The sequence below is a fragment of the Mesorhizobium sp. M1295 genome (assembly GCF_040318135.1).
In the GTDB taxonomy this organism is placed as follows: Bacteria; Pseudomonadota; Alphaproteobacteria; order Rhizobiales; family Rhizobiaceae; genus Mesorhizobium.
In genome coordinates, this window is sequence record NZ_JAMYLU010000039.1 from 1 (window position 1) to 24,118 (window position 24,118).

The following is a 24,118-nucleotide window of genomic DNA, read 5'->3' on the forward strand; positions in this document are numbered from 1 at the left end:
TCAGCGACGTCTTGCCGTGGTCGACGTGACCAATCGTGCCAATGTTCACATGAGGCTTAGTGCGCTCGAATTTACCTTTTGCCATGTGATCTCTCCATTCCTGCCAGCCCGTGCGGGCCTTGAATTAAGTTACTGGTGCAACTCGTTTCGAGTTACGCGTATTTCTTCTGGACTTCCTGGGCGACCGCGGTTGGGACCGGTTCGTAATGGTCGAACTGCATCGTGTAGGCCGCGCGGCCCTGGCTCATCGAGCGAAGGTTGTCCACGTATTTGAACATGTTGGCGAGCGGCACCATCGCGTTGATGACCACCGCGACGCCACGGGCTTCCTGGCCCTGGATCTGGCCGCGACGGCCGTTCAGGTCACCAATAACGCTGCCGACGTAATCTTCCGGCGTCACCACCTCGACCTTCATGATCGGCTCGAGCAACTGCACGCCAAGCTTGGGCGCTGCTTCACGGAAGCAGGCGCGGCCGGCGATTTCGAAGGCCAGAACCGAAGAGTCCACGTCGTGGTAGGCGCCATCGATCAGCGTCGCCTTGACGCCGATCATCGGGAAACCGGCGAACGGGCCCGAGGTCATGACGCTGTTGATGCCCTTTTCGACACCGGGGATGTATTCCTTCGGCACAGCGCCGCCGACGATCTTGGTTTCGAACTCGAATTCGCTGCTTTCCGGATTCGGCTCGAACAGGATCTTGACGCGGGCGAACTGGCCGGTACCGCCGGTCTGCTTCTTGTGCGTGTAGTCCTGCTCGTGCTTGCGAGTGATCGTCTCGCGATAGGCCACCTGCGGCGCGCCGACATTGGCCTCGACCTTGAACTCGCGACGCATGCGGTCGACGATGATGTCGAGGTGAAGCTCGCCCATGCCGGAGATGATCGTCTGGCCGCTTTCCTCGTCGGTCTTGACGCGGAAGGACGGATCCTCGGCGGCCAGGCGGTGAAGGGCGAGGCCCATCTTTTCTTGGTCGTTCTTGGTCTTCGGCTCGATGGCGATCTGGATGACCGGATCGGGGAATTCCATGCGCTCGAGGATGACCGGATGCAGCGGATCACTGAGCGTGTCGCCGGTGGTGGTGTCCTTGAGACCAGCGAGGGCGACGATGTCGCCGGCAAAAGCCTCTTCGACGTCGGCGCGCGAATTCGCATGCATCTGCAGCATGCGGCCGATGCGCTCTTTCTTGCCCTTCACGGTGTTGTCGACCGAGATGCCCTTGGTGAGCTTGCCCGAATAGATGCGGGCAAAGGTGAGCGAACCGACGAACGGGTCGTTCATGATCTTGAAGGCGAGCATCGACAGCGGCTCGTTGTCGTCGGCATGACGCTCGATCTCGGCGTCGGTCTTGGCGTCGACGCCCTTGATGGCCGGGACATCGGCCGGCGACGGCAGATATTCGACGACGGCGTCGAGCAGCGGCTGCACGCCCTTGTTCTTGAAGGCCGAGCCACAGAACATCGGATAGAACTTCACCGCGATCGTGCCCTTGCGGATGAGCGCACGGATCTCGTCATTGCTCGGCATCTTGCCTTCGAGGTAATTCTCGAGCGCCGTTTCGTCCATTTCGACGGCGGCCTCGATCATCTTCTCGCGGTACTCTTCGGCACGAGCCTTGAGGTCGGCAGGGATCTCGACGATGTCCCAGGCAGCGCCCAGCGTCTCGTCGCGCCAGACCAGCGCGTTCATCTCAACGAGGTCGACGACACCCTTGAACTCGGTCTCGGCGCCGATCGGCAGCTGCATGACGACGGCATGCGCACCGAGGCGCGAACCGATCATCTCGACCGAGCGGTAGAAGTCGGCGCCGATCTTGTCCATCTTGTTGCAGAAGATCATGCGCGGCACGCGGTACTTGTCAGCCTGGCGCCAGACGGTCTCCGTCTGCGGCTCGACACCGGCATTGGCATCGAGCAGCGCGATGGCGCCGTCGAGCACGCGCAGCGAACGTTCGACCTCGATGGTGAAGTCGACGTGGCCGGGGGTGTCGATGATGTTGAAGCGATGCATCTTGCCGTCGCGACCCTTCCAGAAGGTCGTGGTGGCGGCCGACGTGATGGTGATGCCGCGCTCCTGCTCCTGCTCCATCCAATCCATGGTTGCAGCGCCGTCATGGACTTCGCCGATCTTGTGCGACTTGCCCGTGTAATAGAGGACGCGCTCGGTGGTCGTCGTCTTGCCGGCGTCGATATGCGCCATGATACCGAAATTGCGGTAGTCTTCGATTTTATATTCGCGGGCCATGGGAGGTGCCTCTTCAGTCTCGTTCGCGCTTTACCAGCGGTAGTGCGCGAAAGCGCGGTTGGCTTCTGCCATCTTGTGGGTATCTTCACGCTTCTTGACGGCGGTGCCGCGGTTGTTGGCCGCGTCCATCAGCTCGCCGGAGAGGCGGTCGACCATAGTGGTCTCGTTGCGGTTGCGGGCGGCGGCGATCAGCCAACGGATGGCCAATGCCTGACGGCGCTCGGGGCGCACGTCGACCGGAACCTGGTAGGTGGCGCCGCCGACGCGGCGCGAACGCACTTCCACATGCGGCGCGACATTGTCGAGCGCCTGATGGAAGACGGTGACCGGTTCCTGCTTGGTCTTGGACTGGACCTGGTCGAGCGCGCCGTAGACGATGGTCTCGGCAACCGACTTCTTGCCGTCATACATGACGGCGTTCATGAACTTGGTGACGATCAGATCGCCGAACTTCGGGTCCGGATTGATCTCACGCTTTTCTGCACTGTGACGACGGGACATTTTTTCTCTGCCTCAATTCTACGCGGTGGCCTGGATCCCGGATCGTCGCTTGACGCCGCCCGGAACGACCTTGGCTACGCTTCGGTCACTTCGGACGCTTGGCGCCGTATTTCGAACGGCGCTGCTTGCGGTTCTTCACGCCTTGCGTGTCGAGCACGCCGCGGATGATGTGGTAACGGACGCCCGGAAGATCCTTGACGCGACCGCCGCGGATCATCACCACCGAGTGCTCCTGAAGGTTATGGCCTTCGCCGGGGATGTAACCGATCACTTCAAAACCATTGGTCAGGCGGATCTTGGCCACCTTGCGCAGCGCCGAGTTCGGCTTCTTCGGCGTCGTGGTGTAGACGCGCGTGCAGACGCCCCGCTTCTGCGGGTTCTGCTGCATGGCCGGGACCTTGTTGCGCTTCACCGGCGCAATGCGCGGCTTGCGGATCAGCTGGTTGACGGTAGGCATTAAACCCTCTTGTCTCTCAATTCCGTGTCTCGCCCGGTCAGGGCCGCTCAAAGCGTCATTTCCATACGCAAATTCGGGCCACAAACCGCGCCTCGCGGTCTTGCCCGAACAAATGGCAGAGGAAGCGGAAGCCGCTTCATGCACGCCGGAAATGTCTTTTCGCTCGTAAAACGAACCCTGTTTGAGGCAAACTCCAAAGCGTGTCGCTTCGGAAGCAAGAGCCTCACATCGGTTCTGACTGGGCGGCTTCTACTCGTATGGCCACTGTCCGTCAACCCCGGAGCGGCAAATATTGCGCTGAAACCGAGGCGTGGCAGCCATGCGAAAAATGCATGTAATTTTCTTGCGCCGTTTTTCAAGAGGAAGGCAGAAAGTGACCGGCTTGCGGCTGTTTCCGGGCCGTGCTTCGTGCGAAAAGGCGGCATGAACAGCCCAAACCCCCTCGCCCGGAGGTACGAACCCGTGAATGACAATGAGGAGCGCCCAGTCACCATTATTACCGGCCGGGTGTGGAAGCGCAAAGGCGGTAAGCCGGAAGGCGTGCATCTGATGCTGGTCGCGCCGGACGACGATTCTGCGGTGCGCCGTGCTCTCGAATCGCTTGCCGCGGAAGGTTATGCCGAGGCCGAGCTCGACCAGATCGGCGATATGGACGGCGTGCCCGACGACGAGCCGCATCTGTCCGCCTATCAGGGCGCGCTCGAAGGCGAAGTGTCGATCGTAACGTTCGATGTGCCGATCTGACCAGCCATGTGATTGTCGCGGTCTCGCCCTGCTTGCCCGGCATCGGTTCTCTGCTAAGAACCAAGCGCAATATCAACCTGCGGAGTCCCCATGTCCCTGAATAGCGATCCCATCAAGCTCGGCATTGTCGGCGTGGGAAAGATCGTTCGCGATCAGCACCTTCCGGCCCTGGCGAAGGACCGCGACTACCGCCTCGTCGCCGCCGCCAGCCGGCACGGCAAGGTGGACGGCATTGCGAATTTTCCCGATATCGAGGCGATGCTCGACACTGTGCCGGAGCTTGAGGCCGTATCGCTCTGCATGCCGCCGCAGTTCCGCTACGACGCGGCGCGCACGGCGCTGGCGGCGAAAAAGCATGTCTTCCTGGAAAAACCGCCCGGCGCCACGGTCAGCGAGGTCGAGGATTTGAAAGCGCTGGCGGTGGCGAACGGCGTCTGCCTGTTCGCCAGCTGGCACTCGCGCTATGCGCCGGCCGTCGAAGCAGCGCGTACATTCCTCAGCTCGACTACGATCAGGTCGGCCGCCATCAACTGGAAGGAAGACGTGCGCCGCTGGCATCCGAATCAGGAATGGATCTGGGCTCCCGGCGGCTTTGGCGTCTTCGATCCCGGCATCAACGCGCTGTCGATCGCCACCCACATCCTGCCACCGATGCTCATCAGTTCGGCAGAGCTCGATTTCCCCGAAAACCGCGCGGCCCCGATCGCCGCCCATATCGTCTTCCGTACTTCGAACGGTCTGCCGGTGACGATGGAACTCGACTGGCGCCAGACCGGGCCGCAAAGCTGGGACATCCTGGCCGATACCGAGGCCGGATCGATGGTGCTTTCTGGCGGCGGCTCAAAGCTCGCCATCGATGGCCGCGTCGTTCACGAGGAGCCGGAAGCCGAATATCCGATGCTCTACAAGCGCTTCGCCGAGATCGTGCGCGCCGGCGTTTCCGACGTCGACCTCGCGCCGCTCCAGCACGTCGCCGACGCCTTCATGCTCGGCAAGCGCAATGTGGTCGAAGCTTTTTTTGACTGACACTGACCCCGGTAGAGCGACCTTGAATGTTCCGGATCATCTTGGCTTGCGGTCCAGGAATTCTCCCGGACGAGGCGCAGAAGCAACGGGAGCCGTCCGGTGTCCTTGTTCAAGTTCGCTCATGACATGTTGAACCGCCACCTCGAGATCGGCCTGCCCCCAGCCAAGCTCGGTGATTTCTCCATATCGAATGAAATTTGAGCGGCCGAAACCACCTTCAATGTCATTGTAAGAAATCACGCTCCGGCCGATCAACGCTACGACCCAGATGCGATGATCACTCCCAGCAGGAGAGTGATGCAGCCATTCTTCCGGATCGATCTTGATCAGGTCCCAAAGCCTTCGCTGCCCAAAGCTCATACGATCTCGGCCAGTGTTGATCAATTCCCAGATGGTCGCCTCGTTCAATTGCCGATTCCTTAAAAAGCCAGCCGCCGGTGGCAGCTTCAACTGACGATCGCTATTGCAAAGCCGTCATAGCCCTTGGCGCCAACAGTCTGGATCGCGGTACCTTGCAGACGCTTGTCGCTGCCAATGAACGAGAACGCCGCGCGTGCCCCTTCGACATTGGCGTCGCGGCCATCTTCGTTCACCACCGCGCCGTCACGGATGACATTGTCGCAGACGATGACAGTCCCCGGCCTCGAAAGACGCATCGCCCAGGACAGATAGTGCTGGTTGTTCGGCTTGTCGGCGTCGATGAAGATGAAGTCGAACGGCCCGGCATTCTCGGCGCCTAACGCGGCAAGCGATTGAAGCGCCGGTCCGACCCGCAGTTCCACGCGGTCAGAATACCCCTGCCCGTTCAAAGTTCGACCGCGCGACACTGGCGTGGTGCGGATCAAGCTCGAGCGTCACGACCTTGCCGTCCACGGGCAACGCTCGCGCCATCCAGATTGTCGAGTAGCCGCCCAACGTGCCGATTTCGAGTACCTTCTTCGCTCCCTGCATTCGCGCAAGAAGTGACAGCAGCTTGCCTTGTGCCGGGGAAACATCGATCGGCGGTAGGCCGTGGTCATGGTTGGCCGCCAGAACGGCATCGAGGGCGGGATCCGCCTCGAAAAGAGCCTCGACAATGTAGCCGTCGACAGAAGCCCAGATCCTCCTGCTCATCCGTTGTCCTCCGATCCGATTGGGGAACCACAATGCGAAAAGGGGCCACTTGGGCCCCTTTTCTATCTTCTCTTACTTGCGCGCTTACTGCGCGGCGGTAACCATGTCGGTCAGCATCGGCTCGGCGACCTCGACGCCGGACGCCTTGCGGCGCTCGTCGATGATCAACTCGTCGCGCGAGGTGGCGATGCGCCGGATCTGGCTCATCGTGCCGCCGGTGCCGGCCGGGATGAGCCGGCCGACGATGACGTTTTCCTTCAGCCCCTGCAGCATGTCGGTCTTGCCGGCAACCGCAGCTTCGGTCAGCACCCTCGTCGTCTCCTGGAAGGAGGCGGCGGAGATGAAGGACGGCGTCTGCAGCGAGGCCTTGGTGATGCCCAGCAGCACCGGCTGGCCTTCGGCCGGCTTCTTGCCCTCCTCGACCAGGCGCTCGTTGACCTCTTCCAGTTCGATCACGTCGACGTGGTCGCCCGGAATGTAGGTCGAATCGCCCTGCGTGGTGATCTCGACCTTCTGCAGCATCTGGCGAACGATCACCTCGATGTGCTTGTCGTTGATCGACACGCCCTGCAGGCGGTAGACCTCCTGGATCTCGTTGACGAGGTAGGAGGCAAGCGCCTCCACGCCCTTGATCGCCAGGATGTCGTGCGGCGCCGGATTGCCGTCGAGGATATAGTCGCCCTTCTCGATGACGTCGCCGTCCTGGAGATGGAACGGCTTGCCCTTCGGGATCAGGTATTCGACCGGCTCAAGCGTCGAGTCATGCGGCTCGATGATGATGCGGCGCTTGTTCTTGTAGTCGCGACCGAAGCGGATCGTGCCATCGATCTCGGCGATGATGGCGTGATCCTTCGGACGGCGTGCCTCGAACAGTTCGGCCACACGCGGCAGACCGCCGGTGATGTCCTTGGTCTTGGCGCTTTCCATCGGAATACGCGCCAGCACGTCGCCGGGGCGAACCTGTGCGCCGGGTTCGACCGAAAGAATGGCCTCGACCGAGAGCAGGAAGCGGGCGTCGCCACCCTTCGACAGCTTGCCGACCTTGCCCTTGGCATCCTGGACGACGATCGCCGGCTTGAGGTCGTTGCCGCGTGGCGTCGAACGCCAGTCGATGACCTCGCGCTTGGTGATGCCGGTCGATTCGTCGGCGGTTTCCTGAACGGAAATGCCATCGACCAGATCTTCGAACGCCACCCTGCCCTCGATTTCGGTGAGGACCGGGCGGGTATAGGGATCCCACTCGGCAATACGCTGGCCGCGCTTCACCTTGTCGCCATCGTCGACGAAGATGCGCGAACCGTAGGTGACGCGGTGCGTGGCGCGTTCCTTGCCGGCCTCGTCGAGGATCAGCACCGCCATGTTGCGACCCATGACCATCAGCTGGCCGTCGGAGTTGCGCACCACGTTGCGGTTGCGGATCTCGACCTTGCCCTCGTACGAGGCTTCAAGGAACGAGGAATCCACCACCTGCGCCGTGCCGCCCATGTGGAAGGTACGCATGGTGAGCTGGGTGCCCGGCTCGCCAATCGACTGCGCCGCGATGACGCCGACAGCCTCGCCCTGGTTGACAGGCGTGCCGCGGGCCAGATCGCGTCCGTAACAGACCGCGCAAACGCCGACCCTGACCTCGCAGGTTAGCGCCGAACGGATGCGGACAGACTGCACACCGGCCTTTTCGATCAGTTCCACGTCACGCTCGTCCATCAGCGTTCCGGCCTTGACCAGAACCTCGCCGGTGACCGGGTGAGTGATATCGTCGAGCGAGGTGCGGCCGAGAACGCGCTGACCAACCGAAGCGACGACCTGACCGGCATCGACGATCGGCTGCATGGTGAGGCCCTTGTCGGTGCCGCAGTCGAGCGAGTTGACGATGCAGTCCTGCGCCACGTCGACAAGACGACGCGTCAGGTAACCCGAGTTCGCCGTCTTCAAGGCGGTGTCGGCCAGACCCTTGCGGGCGCCGTGGGTCGAGTTGAAGTACTCGAGCACGGTCAGGCCTTCCTTGAAGTTCGAGATGATCGGCGTCTCAATGATTTCACCGCTAGGCTTGGCCATCAGGCCGCGCATGCCGGCGAGCTGGCGCATCTGGGTGGGCGAGCCGCGCGCACCGGAGTGCGACATCATGTAGATCGAGTTCATCGGCTTCTGACGGCCGTTGTCCTCGAACTCGACCGCCTTGATGCGGGCCATCATTTCGTCGGCGACCTTTTCCGAGCACTTGGCCCAGGCGTCGACGACCTTGTTGTACTTCTCGCCCTGGGTGATCAGGCCGTCATTGTACTGCTGCTCGTATTCCTTGGCCAAAGCCTCGGTGTCGGACACCAGCTTGATCTTGGCATCCGGGATCAGCATGTCGTCCTTGCCGAACGAAATGCCGGCACGGCAGGCGTGGCTGAAGCCGAGAGCCATGATGCGATCGCAGAAAATGACCGTCTCCTTCTGACCGCAATGGCGGTAGACGGTGTCGATCATCTTGGAGATGTTCTTCTTGGTCATCTCCTGGTTGGCGGTCTCGTAGGGCACGTTGACGTTCTTCGGCAGCAGCTCGCCGATGATCATGCGGCCAGGCGTGGTGTCGTGGATCTTCGATACGACCTTACCGTCGGCGTCGACCGTGCGGAAGCGCCCCTTGATCTTGGAATGCAGCGTTACCGCCTTGGTCTCGAGCGCATGCTGGAGCTCGCCCATATCGGCAAACACCATGCCCTCGCCCGGCTCGTTCTGGTTGACGATCGACAGATAGTAGAGACCGAGAACCATGTCCTGCGACGGGACGATGATCGGCGCGCCGGAAGCCGGGTGCAGGATGTTGTTGGTCGACATCATCAGCACGCGAGCCTCGAGCTGCGCTTCCAGTGACAGCGGCACGTGGACCGCCATCTGGTCGCCGTCGAAGTCGGCGTTGAAGGCCGTGCAGACCAGCGGGTGAAGCTGGATCGCCTTGCCTTCGATCAGGATCGGCTCGAACGCCTGGATGCCGAGGCGGTGCAGCGTCGGCGCGCGGTTCAACAGCACCGGATGCTCGCGGATGACCTCGTCGAGGATATCCCAGACCTCCGGACGCTCCTTTTCGACCAGCTTCTTCGCCTGCTTGACGGTCGAGGAGTAACCCTTGGCGTCGAGACGGGCGTAGATGAAGGGCTTAAACAGCTCGAGCGCCATCTTCTTCGGCAGGCCGCACTGGTGCAGCTTGAGCTCGGGACCGGTGACGATGACCGAGCGGCCGGAATAGTCGACGCGCTTGCCGAGCAGGTTCTGGCGGAACCGGCCCTGCTTGCCCTTCAACATGTCGGACAGCGACTTCAGCGGACGCTTGTTGGCGCCGGTGATGACGCGGCCGCGGCGGCCATTGTCGAACAGCGCATCGACGGCTTCCTGCAGCATGCGCTTTTCATTGCGCACGATGATGCCGGGCGCGCGCAGCTCGATCAGCCGCTTCAAGCGGTTGTTGCGGTTGATGACGCGGCGGTAGAGGTCGTTCAGATCCGACGTAGCGAAACGGCCGCCGTCCAGCGGGACAAGCGGACGCAGATCCGGCGGGATCACCGGAACCACCTTCATGATCATCCATTCCGGACGGTTGCCGGATTCCATGAAGTTCTCGACGACCTTGAGACGCTTCAGATACTTCATCTGATTGAGCTCGGAGGTGGTCGAAGCCAGTTCCGAACGCAGATCGCCGGCGATCTTCTCGAGGTCCATGCCGGCCAGCAGGTCGTGGATCGCCTCGGCGCCGATCATGGCGGTGAAACTATCCTCGCCATATTCGTCGACGGCCATCATGTACTCTTCCTCGCTGAGCAGCTGGTGCTCCTTCAGCGCGGTGAGGCCGGGTTCGGTGACGATGTAGTTCTCGAAGTAAAGGACCCGCTCGATGTCCTTCAGGGTCATGTCGAGCAGCGTGCCGATGCGCGACGGCAGCGACTTCAGGAACCAGATGTGGGCGACCGGTGCCGCCAGCTCGATATGGCCCATGCGCTCGCGGCGGACGCGCGACAGCGTGACTTCGACGCCGCACTTCTCGCAGATGACGCCCTTGTACTTCATGCGCTTGTACTTGCCGCACAGGCACTCATAGTCCTTGATCGGACCAAAAATGCGCGCGCAGAACAGGCCGTCACGCTCCGGCTTGAAGGTGCGGTAGTTGATGGTCTCCGGCTTCTTGATCTCGCCGAATGACCAGGACAGAATCTTCTCAGGGCTGGCAAGCGAGATCCGGATGGAATCGAACACCTGCGCAGGCGCCTGGGGGTTGAAGAGATTCATGACCTCTTGGTTCATGCCGTTCTCCTTTTCGGGGTCCTCGAAAACCCCTTGCATCTAGCGCGGGCCAAACGCCCGCCGACTTGATCGGCCATCGGCCGAGAATTTGGTGCGTCCGGTCGCGGGAAGGCCGCGGCCGGACGTCTTGCTTACTCGGCCGCGTCGGGCAGCCGGATCGGGTTGTCGTCGAGCTTGGTGTTCTCCAACTCGACATTGAGGCCGAGAGACCGCATTTCCTTAACGAGAACGTTGAAGCTCTCGGGGATGCCGGCCTCGAATGTGTCGTCGCCTCTGACGATCGCCTCGTAGACCTTGGTGCGGCCGGCGACGTCATCCGACTTCACCGTCAGCATCTCCTGCAGCGTGTAGGCGGCGCCGTACGCTTCAAGCGCCCAGACCTCCATCTCGCCAAAGCGCTGGCCACCGAACTGCGCCTTGCCGCCCAGCGGCTGCTGGGTAACGAGCGAGTACGGCCCGATCGAACGCGCGTGGATCTTGTCGTCCACAAGGTGGTGAAGCTTGAGCATATATATGTAGCCCATCGTCACTTTGCGATCGAACGGTTCGCCGGTGCGTCCGTCATAGAGCTGCGACTGACCGCTGGTGTGCAGGCCCGCCTGCTCCAGCATGATGTTGATGTCGGCCTCGTGCGCGCCGTCGAACACCGGTGTCGCGATGGAGACGCCGCGGCGCATCTGCTCGCTGAGGCGAACGATGCTCTCGTCGTCATATTCGCGGACCGGCTCGTTGCGGTCATTGGCCGGCATGAAGCTCTCAAGCGTCTTGCGCAGCGGCTTGATGTCGCCCGCCGTCTTGTACGCATCGATCAGATCGCCGATCTTCTTGCCCATTCCGGCGCAAGCCCAGCCCAGATGCGTTTCCAGGATCTGGCCGACATTCATGCGGCTCGGCACACCCAGCGGGTTGAGCACGATGTCGGCATGCGTGCCGTCCTCGAGGAAAGGCATGTCCTCGACCGGAACGATCCGCGACACGACACCCTTGTTGCCGTGCCGGCCGGCCATCTTGTCGCCGGGCTGCATCTTGCGCTTCACGGCCACGAAGACCTTGACCATCTTCATGACGCCCGGAGGCATCTCGTCGCCGCGCTGCACCTTCTCGACCTTGTCCATGAAGCGCTGCTCGAGCGCCTTCTTGGAATCGTCGTACTGGCCACGCAGGGCTTCCAGTTCGCTCTGGAGCTTTTCGTTCTCCACGGCAAACTGCCACCACTGCGAACGCGGATACTCGTCGAGCGTGTCCTTCGACAGCTTCGAGCCCTTCTTGAAGCCCTTCGGCCCGGCAATCGCCTCCTTGCCGACGAGAACGTCGGAAAGGCGCGAATAGACGTTACGGTCGAGGATCGCCTGCTCGTCGTCGCGGTCCTTGGCGAGGCGTTCGATCTCCTCGCGCTCGATCGCCATGGCGCGCTCGTCCTTCTCGACACCGTGGCGGTTGAAGACGCGCACTTCGACGACGGTGCCGAAGGTTCCCGGAGGCATGCGCATGGAGGTATCGCGCACGTCCGAGGCCTTTTCACCGAAGATGGCGCGCAGCAGCTTTTCTTCCGGCGTCATCGGGCTTTCGCCCTTCGGCGTGATCTTGCCGACCAGGATGTCGCCCGGCTGCACTTCCGCACCAATGTAGACGATGCCGGCCTCATCGAGGTTCTTCAGCGCTTCTTCCGAGACGTTCGGGATATCGCGCGTGATCTCCTCCGGCCCGAGCTTGGTGTCGCGGGCCATGACTTCGAACTCCTCGATGTGGATCGAGGTGAAGACGTCGTCGGCGACGATGCGCTCGGACAAGAGGATGGAATCCTCGTAGTTGTAGCCATTCCACGGCATGAACGCGACCAGCACGTTGCGGCCGAGGGCCAGATCACCGAGCTCGGTCGACGGGCCGTCGGCGATGATGTCGCCCTTGTTGACCCGGTCGCCCATGCGCACCAGCGGACGCTGGTTGATGCAGGTGTTCTGGTTCGAACGCTGGAACTTCATCAGCCGGTAGATATCGACGCCGGACTTGCCGGGATCGAGATCTTCCGTGGCGCGGATGACGATACGCGTCGCGTCCACCTGGTCGACGATGCCGCCGCGGCGGGCGCCGATGGCGGCGCCCGAGTCACGGGCGACGATCGGCTCCATGCCGGTGCCGACGAACGGCGCTTCGGCGCGCACCAGCGGCACGGCCTGACGCTGCATGTTCGAGCCCATCAGCGCGCGGTTGGCGTCGTCGTTCTCAAGGAACGGAATCAGGGCCGCGGCCACCGACACCATCTGCTTCGGCGACACGTCCATCAGATCGACGTTTTCGCGCGGCGCCATCATCACTTCGCCGGCGTTACGGCAAATGACGAATTCGTCGACGAAGTGACCATTCTTGTCGAGCTCGGCATTGGCCTGCGCGACGTGGTGCTTGGCCTCTTCCATAGCCGACAGGTAGACGACCTCATTGGTCAGCTTGCCGTTGACGATCTTGCGGTACGGGCTCTCGATGAAGCCGTATTTGTTGACACGCGCGAAGGTCGCAAGCGAGTTGATCAGGCCGATATTCGGGCCTTCCGGCGTCTCGATCGGGCAGATGCGGCCGTAATGCGTCGGGTGCACGTCGCGCACCTCGAACCCGGCACGCTCGCGGGTCAGGCCGCCCGGTCCAAGCGCCGACAGGCGGCGCTTGTGGGTGATCTCCGACAGCGGGTTGGTCTGATCCATGAACTGCGACAGCTGCGAGGAACCGAAGAACTCGCGCACGGCGGCAGCCGCCGGCTTGGCGTTGATCAGGTCCTGCGGCATCACCGTGTCGATCTCGATCGAGGACATACGTTCCTTGATCGCGCGCTCCATGCGCAGCAGGCCGACGCGGTACTGGTTCTCCATCAGCTCGCCGACCGAGCGCACGCGGCGGTTGCCGAGATTGTCGATGTCGTCGATCTCGCCCTTGCCGTCGCGCAGTTCGACCAGCGTCTTGACCACGGCCAGGATGTCGTCCTTGCGCAGCACGCGCACGGTATCCTCGGCCTTGAGTTCGAGGCGCATGTTCATCTTGACGCGGCCGACGGCAGAAAGATCATAGCGCTCGCTGTCGAAAAACAGCGAGTTGAACATGGCTTCGGCGGTCTCGAGCGTCGGCGGCTCACCGGGGCGCATGACGCGGTAGATGTCGAACAGCGCGTCCTGGCGGCTCTCGTTTTTGTCGACGTTGAGCGTGTTGCGGATATAAGCGCCGACATTGACGTGATCGATGTCGAGAACCTTGATCTCGTCATCGCCGGTGCCGAGAAGCACTTTCAGCGTCTTTTCATCGATCTCGTCGCCGGCTTCGAGGAAAATCTCGCCGGTGCCATAGTTGACGATGTCCTCGGCAAGGTAGTTGCCGAGCAGATCCTCGTCGGTCGCCTTGATCGCCTTAAGACCTTTTTCGCCAAGCGCCCTGGCCTGGCGGGCAGTGATCTTCTTGCCGGCCTCGACGACGACCTCGCCGGTGTCGGCGTCAACCAGGTCACCAACGGCCTTGAGGCCGCGGAAACGCTCGACGTTGAAGGGAATGCGCCAATGGTCGCCGGCGCGCTTGTAGGTGATTTTGTTGTAGAAGGTCGACAGGATCTCTTCGCCGTCCATGCCGAGCGCCATCAGCAGCGACGTCACCGGAATCTTGCGGCGGCGGTCGATACGGGCGTGCACGACGTCCTTGCTATCGAACTCGATGTCGAGCCACGAGCCGCGATAGGGAATGACGCGCGCGGCAAACAGAAGCTTGCCGGACGAATGCGACTTGCCCTTGTCATGGTCGAAGAAGACGCCCGGCGAACGGTGCATCTGCGAGACGATGACGCGCTCGGTGCCGTTGACGATGAAGGTGCCGTTCAAGGTCATGAGCGGCATGTCGCCCATGTAGACGTCCTGCTCCTTGATGTCCTTGATCGACTTCGCGCCGGTATCCTCGTCGATATCGAACACGATGAGGCGCAGCGTCACCTTGAGCGGCGCCGCATAGGTCAGGTCGCGCTGGCGGCATTCGTCAACGTCGAATTTGGGTCCTTCGAACTCGTACTTCACGAATTCCAGCATCGAGGAGCCGGAAAAATCGGAAATCGGGAAGACCGACTTGAAAACTGCCTGCAGCCCCTCGTCAGGACGCCCACCGTTGGGCTCCTCCACCATCAGGAACTGGTCATAGGATGCCTTCTGAACCTCGATCAGGTTCGGCATCTCCGCAACTTCCGGGATCTTTCCGAAAAATTTGCGTACGCGTCTGCGGCCATTGAAAGTCTGGGTCTGGGCCATCGTCGCTCCTTAGCTCAATTCTCGGGACGAGCCTCGCCGCGGCTCGCCTTGCATCTCGGGCCACCTCGGCGGCCCTGTCTTGTTGCCCGCCGCCTGTCGGCGGCTTCTTGTCTTTTCACCCACCACCAATTGGCGGTGGGCCAGAAACGGGAGAAAACCCGTTTCCTGAAGGCCGGTTTGCGGCCCTCAGGAAAGAGGTTTTCGCACTCTTCGCGCCATGAGCCTCCCCTCGACGTGAAGGGAGTGGCGGGCGGCCCCCCCCCCGGCCCCCGGGGAACAACCGGTAATAAGGTGGACCATGTCGCCGGCGGCGTTCAGCGGGGGCGGTTACATGTGCGACGGGGGCGGGGAAACAGCTTCCTTGACCGGCTTCGGAGCCGCCTCGACCAGGTCCTTGGCTTCCTTGAGGCCAAGACCGGTGATGGCGCGAACTTCCTTGATGACGTTGATCTTCTGAGCGCCTGCTTCGGTGAGGACGACGTCGAATTCCGTCTTTTCCTCGACCGGAGCAGCAGCGGCCGCGGCGCCGCCAGCAGCGGCAACCGCCACCGGAGCAGCGGCGGAAACGCCCCACTTTTCTTCAAGAAGCTTCGACAGCTCGGCCGCCTCGAGGACGGTCAGCTTCGAAAGGTCGTCTACGATCTTTGCCAGATCAGCCATTGCAATGTTCCTTCATAAGGTTCGAACGTGTGTTTGTGATAGCGAGGAACGGCCTCATGCCGCCTCGTCCTTCCGGGCGTAAGCGCCGATGACGCGCGCGACCGAAGCCGCAGGCGCATTGACGATCTGGGCGATCCGGGTTGCCGGCGTGGCGATCATGCCAACCAGCCTGGCGCGCAGCTCATCGAGCGACGGAAGTGTGGCGAGTGCCTTCACACCGTCGGCGTTGAGCGAGGTGGTGCCCATTGCGCCGCCGAGAATGACGAGCTTGTCATTTCCCTTGGCGAAATCGGACGCGACCTTCGGCGCCGCAATCGGATCCTCCGAATAGGCGATCAGCGTCTGTCCCTTGAACAGCTCGATGATCGATGCGGAGTCCGTGCCCTGAAGAGCGATTTTGGCGAGACGGTTCTTCGCGACTTTGACGGTGCCACCGGCGGCGCGCATTTTCGACCGAAGGTCGTTCATTTGCGCGACGGTGATACCGGCGTAGTGGGCCACGACGACTGAACCAGCGCTTGAGAACGCATCATTCAGGCCCGTGACGAGTTCGCGTTTTTCCGCTCTGTCCACTGCCTATCTCCAGTTGACCCCTGCCCTCTACGAAGGACAGGCGTCGGGTTGCCTTTTGCCGGCCGGGCCATCCAGTAACGGATCTCCCGAACGACGCTCGAGGATCCTGCCCCCTTTCGCCACACCTGCCGGCAAGCCGGACGGTGCGCAGACAAAAGGCAAACACGGTTCGAACCTTTCATTGGAGCGTTCGCTCCTTTGTCCGGTCTTCACCCGTCTCATGCAGGCCCACATGAATTAAGGCCCACATCACCTAAGGCTTGGGGGCCGCCTGCAATCTCGGACAGGATGTCCGGAAGCCTTTCGACTTCCGGTACCGGGCCGCCGACAGGTCGGAGGCCCGGAATTCTTTCACGGATCAGCGTCTTAGCGGCCGATCCAATTGTTCGTATCAGGACGCTGCGAGCGTCGAGACGTCGAGCTTGAGGCCCGGGCCCATCGTCGAGGTGACCGACACCTTCTTGACGTAATTGCCCTTGGCACCAGCGGGCTTTGCCCTGGTCACCGCATCGGCGAAGGCGCGGACGTTCTCTTCCAGCGCCTTGACGTCGAACGAGACTTTGCCGACGCCGGCATGAACGATGCCGGCCTTCTCGACGCGGAACTCGACGGCGCCGCCCTTCGATGCCTTCACGGCGGCGGCCACGTCGGTGGTGACGGTGCCGACCTTCGGGTTCGGCATCATGCCGCGCGGGCCGAGCACCTTGCCGAGACGGCCGACCAGCGGCATCATGTCCGGCGTGGCGATGCAGCGGTCGAAGTCGATCGTGCCCTTCTGGACGATGTCGACCAGATCCTCGGCTCCGACGATGTCGGCGCCGGCGGCCTTGGCCTCCTCGGCCTTGTCACCGCGCGCGAACACGGCGACGCGAACGCTGCGGCCGGTGCCGTTCGGCAGGTTGACCACGCCGCGGACCATCTGGTCGGCATGGCGGGGGTCGACGCCGAGGTTCATCGCGACTTCGATGGTCTCGTCGAACTTCACCGAGGAGCGATCCTTGAGCAGCTTCAGCGCCTCACCCAAAGCGTAAGCCTTGTTGGGATCGATGCCTTCGCGGGTCTGCGATACACGCTTTGCAATCTTTGCCATGATCTCAGCCCACCACTTCCAGACCCATCGAGCGGGCGGAGCCCTCGACCATGCGCATGGCCGCCTCGACGTCGTTTGCGTTCAGATCCTTCATCTTCTGCTCGGCGATGGCGCGCACCTTGTCGCGGCCGATCGTGCCGGCCTTGACCTTGCCCGGCTCCTTCGAGCCCGACTTCAGGTTCGCGGCCTTCTTCAGGAAGTAGCTCACCGGCGGCGTCTTCATGACGAAGGTGAACGACTTGTCCTGGTAGTAGGTGATGACGACCGGAACCGGCGAGCCCTTTTCCATTTCCTGGGTCTGCGCGTTGAACGCCTTGCAGAACTCCATGATGTTGATGCCACGCTGACCAAGCGCCGGGCCGATCGGGGGCGACGGCGTCGCCGATCCCGCGGAAACCTGGAGCTTGAGCTGGCCTGCAATTTTCTTAGCCATCTCTCTTCCTGCCTTTTCTCATGCCGGTCTTGCCGGCGGTTGCAGTCTGGTGGTGCGGTCCGCGCGGCCGGCTAAAGCCGCATTCGCCTCCCACCCGTTTTGGCCGCGCGATCTCCGCGCCGCCTTCCCTGCCGCCGAAACCGGTGCAGGGATTTCGGATCAGCCCTTCTCGACCTGTCCGAATTCCAGATCGACCGGCACGGCGCGCCCGAAGATCGATACTTCCACCTTGAGCCGCGCCCGCTCCTCGTCCACTTCCTGGACGAAACCGTTGAACGACGCGAATGGTCCATCCGAAACGCGGATCGCTTCGCCGATCTCGAACGTCACCGACGGCTTCGGCCGCTCGACGCCTTCCTGAACCTGGTTCAGGATACGCTGGGCTTCGGCTTCGGTGATCGGCACCGGCTTGGAGTCGCCCAGGAACCCGGTGACCTTCGGCGTGTTCTTGACGAGCGAGAACACGGCATCGGTCAGATTGGCCTTCAACAGCACATAGCCCGGAAAGAACTTGCGCTCGGCATCGACCTTGCGGCCGCGGCGGATCTCGACGACCTTCTCGGTCGGCACCACGATCTGCTCGATGTCGGCGGACAGGCCCTTCTGCTTGGCCTTGTTCTCGATGTCCTCGGCGACCTTCTTTTCAAAGTTCGAGTAGGCGTGGACGATGTACCACCGCGCGGTCATTTTAAGACTTCTCCGTAATCGCCGGACTTACTGTCCGAGGCCGAGGATTTTTTCGACCGCAAAGCCCATGGCCACGTCTGCGGTAAAGAAAAAGATCATCGCGATGACCGCGAACACAAGGACCATCACCGTCGAGATCACCGTTTCGCGCCGCGACGGCCAAGTGACCTTGGCAGTCTCCGCGCGAACCTGCTGGAGAAAGGTGAAAGGATTTGTGGTTTTCGAAGCCATATGCCGCTCTGTCTGCAAGACCCGTTGGCCGGGTCTCCTGGATGATCCCGCTGGCCGGGACGTGCCGCTTGAGCGTGCGTTCGCGCCGAATCAGCGCAATCATTTCGCCCATGCAAATCAGACGCGTAAAGCCGGCTTCCCAGCTCCACGCGTCGCGTGTCTGTTTCGTCTACATAAAACCGATTCTTGATCCACGCAAGTGGCAAGTGTCCGCTTTATGACCAAACGCCGCCTCGGAACCATCCAGTCGTCCCGTCCCGGCTATGCTGCCCTTATGCCGCAACTTATGCTATATGGCAAGTCACAAGCCGGTTTTCAAAGGCTGCGCTGCAAAAGAATCGTTTTTTAGGTATCCATTCGTAGGAATGGCACGGGCAGCAGGGCTCGAACCTACGACCTGCGGTTTTGGAGACCGCCGCTCTACCAACTGAGCTATGCCCGTATGCGCATGTCGGCGCAGCAGGCGCTTCCTAAAAGCTTCCGCGCGCTCTGTAAAGAGCGGTGTGCGCTGCCCAGCCTTCATCTTCGAAAGTCGAGGCGTCCTCCCGGCCATTTCCCGTCGATCCGTTGATTGCTGACGACCAAACCGACCCAGGGACGCACGATTTTTGGGTCGGTCAGATTGATATATTTTCCAACCAGCCCTTTCGCACTGACGCGCCGCGCGTCGATGAGCCCCTTGCGCACGCCATCATGCCAATCGAACAGTAGGTAAACTCTCTCTCCCGCGGTCTTCAGCTCGCCCCGGCCAGACTTCCATTTACCCTTGCTATCGCCTGGAATCGTGGGGTCGGCACCGCCGTTCCATCGGCTGGACCACCTGCCTTCGATGGTGTCGTTGCGGTCGCGGTCGCTTTCGGTGCCCCAGGCTTCGGCGTTTTCATCGCTTGCAGCTCCCTCCAGTTTTACGCCGGCGGCGAACGCCGACACCTCCTCGTCGTCGGGAGTGGGGACATCCATGACACCGAACGGGTTTCGGGTTCCGCGGTTGCCGTCAAAGGTGCTGCCTGAATTTTTCTTGCCTTCCGATCTCATCGCAAAGTCTCCGGTTTTTAGTGAGGCCCCGCCAGTCGACGGCGACTTTAAACCGTTAGCCTGGAGGACCGAGACCTCCATAGCCACCCGTTTTCCTGGCGGGCAGGGTTTTCGACCGATTCGCGCCCGGTCAGTTTCCCGAAGGCGGCTTGTAGGGGCCGCCCGGCACGCCCCAACCCCAGACCGGCATTGGTTCCGTCTCGGGATCGCAGGTCGGACCTTTGTTGGAGTTCATCTTGGCCAGCCGCGATCCCCATTCGATATAGGCCATGAAGGCCGAGCGGAATTCGGGATCGTCAGGCAGCCCGATCTCGTCGGCGGCGTCGGCGAGGAGATTGATCCAGCGCCGGCGCTGCTCCTCCGTCAGATGCTTGCCGAGGTGATGCATCACCATTTCGCGATGGCCGCCATGCTTTTCGCTGTAGGTTTTCGGTCCACCGAAAACTTCGCCGATGAAGGCCGCGACGTGGGCCGGATGGTCCGCCGACATATGCTTGAACACCGGCCCGACAATGGGATCCCGAGAGACGTTGTCGTAGAAGGTCTGGGTCAGGCGGTTCAGCGCTTCGGTGCCGCCGGCCCATTCGAACAATGTCGGGACGTCCTGGCTCATTTGCGATCCCTCGCCTGGCTGGTCTTCTACCACGCCGGACGATAGCGGAAACATCCAGCATCGCTCAACCTGTCTCGATGGCCAGCTTCCGAAACCGACGCGCCCCTACAATTTGGCGGGCGCCTCGGCCTGCGCATTGGGCGAGAGCACCACGCGGCAATTGTCAGGCTTCGGCACCGATCTGCACAGGGTGGCACCGGTCAGCTCGTCCACTGATTGCGGCCCAGTCGTCAGTCCGGCCCTCAGCATCACGTCAGGTTCGAGCTGACGCTCGACCGAAATGCGCTGAAGCGTCATGAACAGATCACGGTTGATTGCCATCTCGTCAAGGTAAGCCTTGATCAGCTGGGCTTGTCCCATCAGGTAAAGGCTGAGTAGCGCCCGTGGACCGACAAGCCGCCTGACGCCCCCAGCCAGCATCAGCGCGCAGGCCGAATCGCAGTCGCCTTTCGCATCGCTGGCCACTCCGGCATAGGCGCCATCTTTGGCCAAGCAATTCCACTCTTCCGGGTCGCAGCCAACGAAATCGGTACGGGCAACGGCGACGTCGAGCTTCTTTTCACGGATAAGTCGCCCCATCGCCAGAGCGCTGAACAAGTCGCCGCCTCGCGAGCTCACCACTATAGGCAGCCGCCGGCTGCCAAGCGTAGCGAGCAACTGGCCCAGCTTCTGCGGGGTTTGGCTCGTGATTACGCCTTGTGCCGAGATCCATTCCGGGCAGTCGGGATTGCAGGACGAATTGCTGCGGCGAACCACAACGAAGCGCATCTCGGGTGCCCCGTTCCCCGGCACTGCCACGAGCGGCCGAGCCCACATCCATTCCGGGCAGTGGGGCTCGCACATCGGATCGCTGCCGCGAACGAGTATGAAGCCCTTGTCCGGCGCCTCGTTTCCTGGCACTGCCTCGACCGGCTGAGCAGGTGCCTCCTTGGCCAGCTGAGAAAGTGGGACTTGAGCCGGCTGAGACGGTCCGGCCTTCGCTTCGATTGCTGCCACCTTGGCCGGCTTGGCATTCGCAGGGACCTCCCTGCAGTTCGGCGGCGCAGGACTCCGCTGGCATATGCCCGCCTGCGTAAGTATGTCGAGGGAGTCCCTGCTGGTGATCAGCTTCATCGTCAGCATGTCGTCGAGGGCGATCTGCCGGATGTCGCTGGCGGGCGTGGCCTTCATTCTGTCGATTACGCCCCGTCCGACACCCATGTCCCTGAGATAGGCCGAAAGTTTCCGCTCAAGCGCCTTGCTCATCTCATAGGTCTTGTAGCCGGCATTGTCTTGAGTGATGGTTTCTGTGGTGATCCTATATTTTTTGCCCCGCACAACTCGATAGGTGGTTCGATAGTGCCGTGTTGTGCGGAAATAGGTCGTAGTGATCTGATGGACGCCTAGATAGGCCCAACCGCCGACCACGCGTCCGACGCCTCCGGCAAACATCAGCGGACATGCGGAGTTGCACATGGCACCCCCGTCAGACGCAATGCCGAAATATGCTGCGCCCTTGCCGTCATTGGCCCGGCAATCTTTCATCCCGGGCCAACAATCGGAAAACTTGGTCGTACCGACGGCGATATCGAGCTTGTTTTTGCGGATTATTCGACCAAGCTGGAGCGCAGCATCGACATTGCCGCCCGGGGAATTGACGATGATGGGCAGTTTGCGGCGGCCGAGCGTCTTCAATATGCGCTTGAGCTGCGCTGGCGTGCCCGCTTCGATGGCGCCTTCTGCCGAAATCCATTCCGGACAGTTAGACTCGCAGCCGGTCGCGTTGCTGCGCACGACGACGAATCGCATCGGCGAGAGATCATCGGATAATAGCTTCGGATCGGTCCAAGTCGTCGGATCGGACCATTTCGGGAAGACATCCTCGGCCTTTGCGGCGAAGGCAGCCATCGCCATGGCAATAACCAGCAGCCCGCGCCACCACCTTGCCACGCTATCTAAACGGCGTCCCGAAACCACGCTTGGCAAAAGCCCCCTTGATGCAACCTATAATAGTTGCGGCAATGGTGGTTGCAATAGCTTTGAAACACCCGCGCAAGATTGTTCTGCCTCGAGTCAGTAAGCGAAAAAGGCGGCCCGAAGACCGCCCTTTCGCATCCGATCTCGACCGGCAATGCCGGCGCCGATCACTCTATAATGGTGACGACGACGCCAGCACCGATGGTGCGGCCGCCTTCACGGATGGCGAAGCGCAGCTTCTCGTCCATGGCGATCGGCACGATCAGCTCGCAGCTATCAAGCCCGCCTTACGATTTGACCGGCGTGCTGGCCTGAGCCTTGGCGCCCGAGGCTTCGCGGCAGTTCTCGGGCTGTGGCTCCGATCTGCAGATGCCGGGGCCTGTCAATTCGTCTGCCGATTGATGCCCGGTTGTCAGCCCGTATTTCAGCATCCTGTCGAGTTCGAGCTGCCGTTCGACTGAATTCAGCTGAATTGCGGCAAACAGACCGGGGCCGATGGCCATGTCCTCGAGATAGGCCTTGACCTTTTGCTCCTGCCCTACCGAATGCACGCTCAGCTGTGCGCGCGGGCCGACGAGGCGTTTGACACCGCCGGCGAGCATGATCGGACAGGCCGAGCCGCACGCGCCGCCGGCATCGACCGTCAGTCCGTTATAGACGCCGTCTTCGGCCGTGCAGTCGGCCTGCCGCGGTTCGCAGCCAATGAAATCCGTCCGCGCCACGGTGACGTCGAGCTTGCGTTCGCGGATCAGCCTTCCGGCCGCCAAAGCACCGAGCACATCACCACCCGGCGAGTTGATGACGATGGGCAGACGCCGGTCGCCGACGCCGTCCAGCAGTTGGCGCAGTTTTTCGGGCGTGTCGGCGGTAATTGTGCCTTCGGCCGAGATCCATTCCGGGCAGTTGGGATTGCAAAGCGGATTGCTGCCGCGGACCAGGACGAAGCGCATGTCTGCGGCCTCCTTCGGCCGCGTGGTTTCGTGCCCTGCGGGTGCAGGCTCGGCGTTCGCCACCACTTCGCCGGCCGGCTTCGCGACATTCGCCGGCGCCGGCAGCTCCCTACAACTCGCCGGCAACGGATCGGATTTGCATAGGGTTGGCGCGGTCAGCAGGTCGACGGCATCCAAGCTGGTGACGAGATTCATTTGCAGCATGTCGTAGGGAACCAGTTGCTGGATGCTGCTGGCCGGCGTGCCTTTCATGGTCTCGAGCACGCCCAGGCCGACGCCCATCTCCTTCAGATAGGCCGCCAGCTTCCGCTCCAGCGGCTTGTTCATCTCGTAGGTCTTGTAGCTGCCGGCGTTCTTCCGGCTGACGACCTTGGTGCTGAGGATCTTCTTCTTACCCTTCACCACGCGGTAGGTGGTGCGGTACAGCAATTTCGTCCGGATATAGGTCGTGGTGATCTGATGGACGCCGAGAAAGGCCCATTCCCCGACCACGCGCCGGATGCCACCGGAAAACATCAACGGACAGGCGGAATTGCAGATGGCGCCGTCGGCATAGGCATTGCCGAAATAACGGGCGCCCTTGCCGTCCTTTTCCTTGCAGTTTTTCACATCTGGCAGACAGCCGACGAACCGGGTTTTGCCGACGGCGATATCGAGCTTGTTCTTGCGGATCAGGCGACCAAGTGTCAGCGCCGCTTCGACATTGCCGCCGGGGGAATCGACGACGATCGGCAGCTTTCGGCCGCCAAGCGCCTTCAGCGTGCGTTTGAACAGGGCCGGCGTGCCGGCTTCTATCGAGCCTTCCGCCGATATCCATTCCGGACAGGTCGGCTCGCAGCCCGGCGCGCTGCTGCGGACGACAACGAACCGCATCGTCGGGCCGAGATCCGGCGTGGATTTTTCCGGCGTGGATTTCTTGGCATCGGCTGCGAAGGCAGCGTGGCCCAAGGCGAGCAACGACACCAGGCAGATCAGCCCTAACGACCACAATGCCTGACTATGCAAACGGCGCCATGGAACCATTCGGGCAGCCCCCTCGATGCAACCTATACTAGTTACGGCAGAGGCGCTTGCAACAGGATTTGAAGCAAGGCGGTTAATCTATTCGAATCAAAAAGGCGGCCCGAAGACCGCCCTTTCGCATTCGATCTCGACCGGCAACGCCGGCGTTGATTACTCTTTGATGGTGACGACGATGCCGGCACCGACGGTGCGGCCGCCTTCACGGATGGCGAAGCGCAGCTTCTCTTCCATGGC

At 61.8% G+C, this 24,118-nt stretch carries 18 protein-coding genes, 1 tRNA gene and 4 pseudogenes; 2 read left to right on the top strand and 21 right to left on the bottom strand.

Annotated features, from left to right (window positions below; all coding sequences use genetic code 11):
• The 4 genes and pseudogenes from NKH29_RS30715 to rpsL all read right to left on the bottom strand — a co-directional run.
• Positions 1-85, bottom strand: a pseudogene (locus NKH29_RS30715) (GTP-binding protein); the annotation flags it as partial.
• Positions 86-152: 67 nt separating this feature from the next.
• On the bottom strand, positions 153-2,243 hold the full coding sequence (gene fusA, locus NKH29_RS30720) for an elongation factor G (RefSeq protein ID WP_023680448.1): 2,091 nt from the start codon (positions 2,241-2,243) through the stop codon (positions 153-155).
• Between the two features lie 30 nt (positions 2,244-2,273).
• Positions 2,274-2,744 carry a 30S ribosomal protein S7 gene (gene rpsG / locus NKH29_RS30725; protein ID WP_008875664.1) on the bottom strand — a complete coding sequence of 157 codons (471 nt, stop codon included), beginning with the start codon at positions 2,742-2,744 and terminating at the stop codon, positions 2,274-2,276.
• Positions 2,745-2,829: 85 nt separating this feature from the next.
• Positions 2,830-3,201 carry a 30S ribosomal protein S12 gene (gene rpsL / locus NKH29_RS30730; protein WP_006333356.1) on the bottom strand — a complete coding sequence of 124 codons (372 nt, stop codon included), beginning with the start codon at positions 3,199-3,201 and terminating at the stop codon, positions 2,830-2,832.
• Between the two features lie 462 nt (positions 3,202-3,663).
• Between rpsL and NKH29_RS30735 the strand changes: the two genes are divergently transcribed.
• A complete protein-coding gene (locus NKH29_RS30735; protein ID WP_023721675.1) occupies positions 3,664-3,945 on the top strand; it encodes a transcriptional regulator in 282 nt (93 codons plus the stop codon).
• A 90-nt stretch (positions 3,946-4,035) separates the two neighbouring features.
• Positions 4,036-4,971 (top strand): Gfo/Idh/MocA family protein, encoded by a 936-nt coding sequence (locus NKH29_RS30740; RefSeq protein ID WP_023721674.1) that lies wholly within the window; start codon positions 4,036-4,038, stop codon positions 4,969-4,971.
• Positions 4,972-5,007: 36 nt separating this feature from the next.
• Here the strand turns inward: NKH29_RS30740 and NKH29_RS30745 are convergent, their stop codons facing one another.
• From NKH29_RS30745 to NKH29_RS30825, 17 genes and pseudogenes are all read right to left on the bottom strand, one after another.
• Positions 5,008-5,379 carry a hypothetical protein gene (locus NKH29_RS30745; RefSeq protein WP_023721673.1) on the bottom strand — a complete coding sequence of 124 codons (372 nt, stop codon included), beginning with the start codon at positions 5,377-5,379 and terminating at the stop codon, positions 5,008-5,010.
• A 38-nt stretch (positions 5,380-5,417) separates the two neighbouring features.
• A pseudogene (locus tag NKH29_RS30750) lies at positions 5,418-6,084 on the bottom strand (O-methyltransferase).
• 84 nt (positions 6,085-6,168) lie between these two features.
• On the bottom strand, positions 6,169-10,365 hold the full coding sequence (gene rpoC / locus NKH29_RS30755) for a DNA-directed RNA polymerase subunit beta' (protein WP_353001275.1): 4,197 nt from the start codon (positions 10,363-10,365) through the stop codon (positions 6,169-6,171).
• A gap of 131 nt (positions 10,366-10,496) precedes the next feature.
• Positions 10,497-14,633: a DNA-directed RNA polymerase subunit beta gene (gene rpoB / locus NKH29_RS30760; RefSeq protein ID WP_023721670.1), complete on the bottom strand. Its 4,137-nt coding sequence runs from the start codon at positions 14,631-14,633 to the stop codon at positions 10,497-10,499.
• A gap of 348 nt (positions 14,634-14,981) precedes the next feature.
• Positions 14,982-15,293, bottom strand: a pseudogene (gene rplL, locus NKH29_RS30765) (50S ribosomal protein L7/L12); the annotation flags it as partial.
• A 54-nt stretch (positions 15,294-15,347) separates the two neighbouring features.
• The gene (gene rplJ, locus NKH29_RS30770; protein WP_008875657.1) at positions 15,348-15,866 is read right to left on the bottom strand and encodes a 50S ribosomal protein L10; all 519 of its coding nucleotides are present in this window, start codon (positions 15,864-15,866) and stop codon (positions 15,348-15,350) included.
• 391 nt (positions 15,867-16,257) lie between these two features.
• Entirely contained in the window at positions 16,258-16,956 is a 699-nt protein-coding gene (gene rplA / locus NKH29_RS30775) for a 50S ribosomal protein L1 (protein WP_352485033.1), read from the bottom strand.
• Positions 16,957-16,960: 4 nt separating this feature from the next.
• Complete coding sequence (gene rplK / locus NKH29_RS30780; RefSeq protein WP_023680440.1) at positions 16,961-17,389, bottom strand: 50S ribosomal protein L11; 429 nt, start codon at positions 17,387-17,389, stop codon at positions 16,961-16,963.
• 159 nt (positions 17,390-17,548) lie between these two features.
• Positions 17,549-18,076 carry a transcription termination/antitermination protein NusG gene (gene nusG / locus NKH29_RS30785; RefSeq protein ID WP_006333333.1) on the bottom strand — a complete coding sequence of 176 codons (528 nt, stop codon included), beginning with the start codon at positions 18,074-18,076 and terminating at the stop codon, positions 17,549-17,551.
• Between the two features lie 27 nt (positions 18,077-18,103).
• Positions 18,104-18,307: a preprotein translocase subunit SecE gene (gene secE / locus NKH29_RS30790; RefSeq protein WP_023721668.1), complete on the bottom strand. Its 204-nt coding sequence runs from the start codon at positions 18,305-18,307 to the stop codon at positions 18,104-18,106.
• Positions 18,308-18,673: 366 nt separating this feature from the next.
• Positions 18,674-18,749, bottom strand: a tRNA-Trp gene (locus tag NKH29_RS30795).
• 77 nt (positions 18,750-18,826) lie between these two features.
• The gene (locus tag NKH29_RS30800; protein WP_352485035.1) at positions 18,827-19,342 is read right to left on the bottom strand and encodes a hypothetical protein; all 516 of its coding nucleotides are present in this window, start codon (positions 19,340-19,342) and stop codon (positions 18,827-18,829) included.
• A gap of 130 nt (positions 19,343-19,472) precedes the next feature.
• The gene (locus NKH29_RS30805) at positions 19,473-19,955 is read right to left on the bottom strand and encodes a group II truncated hemoglobin (RefSeq protein ID WP_352485036.1); all 483 of its coding nucleotides are present in this window, start codon (positions 19,953-19,955) and stop codon (positions 19,473-19,475) included.
• A gap of 105 nt (positions 19,956-20,060) precedes the next feature.
• Positions 20,061-21,848, bottom strand: coding sequence for a COG3904 family protein (locus tag NKH29_RS30810; RefSeq protein ID WP_352485037.1), 1,788 nt, complete (start codon positions 21,846-21,848; stop codon positions 20,061-20,063).
• 230 nt (positions 21,849-22,078) lie between these two features.
• Positions 22,079-22,177: pseudogene (locus tag NKH29_RS30815) on the bottom strand (EF-Tu C-terminal domain-related protein); the annotation flags it as partial.
• Between the two features lie 21 nt (positions 22,178-22,198).
• The gene (locus tag NKH29_RS30820; protein WP_352485039.1) at positions 22,199-23,884 is read right to left on the bottom strand and encodes a COG3904 family protein; all 1,686 of its coding nucleotides are present in this window, start codon (positions 23,882-23,884) and stop codon (positions 22,199-22,201) included.
• A gap of 150 nt (positions 23,885-24,034) precedes the next feature.
• A partial coding sequence (locus tag NKH29_RS30825) for an EF-Tu C-terminal domain-related protein (RefSeq protein WP_455749504.1) occupies positions 24,035-24,118 on the bottom strand: 84 nt, incomplete at its 5' end.

Coding starts and splice junctions, on each gene's coding strand:
- rpoB (WP_023721670.1), bottom strand. CDS start 14,633: ATGGCCCAGACCCAGACTTTCAATGGCCGCAGACGCGTACGCAAATTT.
- rpoC (WP_353001275.1), bottom strand. CDS start 10,365: ATGAACCAAGAGGTCATGAATCTCTTCAACCCCCAGGCGCCTGCGCAG.
- NKH29_RS30805 (WP_352485036.1), bottom strand. CDS start 19,955: ATGAGCCAGGACGTCCCGACATTGTTCGAATGGGCCGGCGGCACCGAA.
- rplA (WP_352485033.1), bottom strand. CDS start 16,956: ATGGCAAAGATTGCAAAGCGTGTATCGCAGACCCGCGAAGGCATCGAT.
- NKH29_RS30820 (WP_352485039.1), bottom strand. CDS start 23,884: ATGGTTCCATGGCGCCGTTTGCATAGTCAGGCATTGTGGTCGTTAGGG.
- secE (WP_023721668.1), bottom strand. CDS start 18,307: ATGGCTTCGAAAACCACAAATCCTTTCACCTTTCTCCAGCAGGTTCGC.
- rpsL (WP_006333356.1), bottom strand. CDS start 3,201: ATGCCTACCGTCAACCAGCTGATCCGCAAGCCGCGCATTGCGCCGGTG.
- NKH29_RS30800 (WP_352485035.1), bottom strand. CDS start 19,342: ATGAGATCGGAAGGCAAGAAAAATTCAGGCAGCACCTTTGACGGCAAC.
- NKH29_RS30810 (WP_352485037.1), bottom strand. CDS start 21,848: ATGGCGATGGCTGCCTTCGCCGCAAAGGCCGAGGATGTCTTCCCGAAA.
- rplK (WP_023680440.1), bottom strand. CDS start 17,389: ATGGCTAAGAAAATTGCAGGCCAGCTCAAGCTCCAGGTTTCCGCGGGA.
- nusG (WP_006333333.1), bottom strand. CDS start 18,076: ATGACCGCGCGGTGGTACATCGTCCACGCCTACTCGAACTTTGAAAAG.
- rpsG (WP_008875664.1), bottom strand. CDS start 2,744: ATGTCCCGTCGTCACAGTGCAGAAAAGCGTGAGATCAATCCGGACCCG.
- fusA (WP_023680448.1), bottom strand. CDS start 2,243: ATGGCCCGCGAATATAAAATCGAAGACTACCGCAATTTCGGTATCATG.
- NKH29_RS30740 (WP_023721674.1), top strand. CDS start 4,036: ATGTCCCTGAATAGCGATCCCATCAAGCTCGGCATTGTCGGCGTGGGA.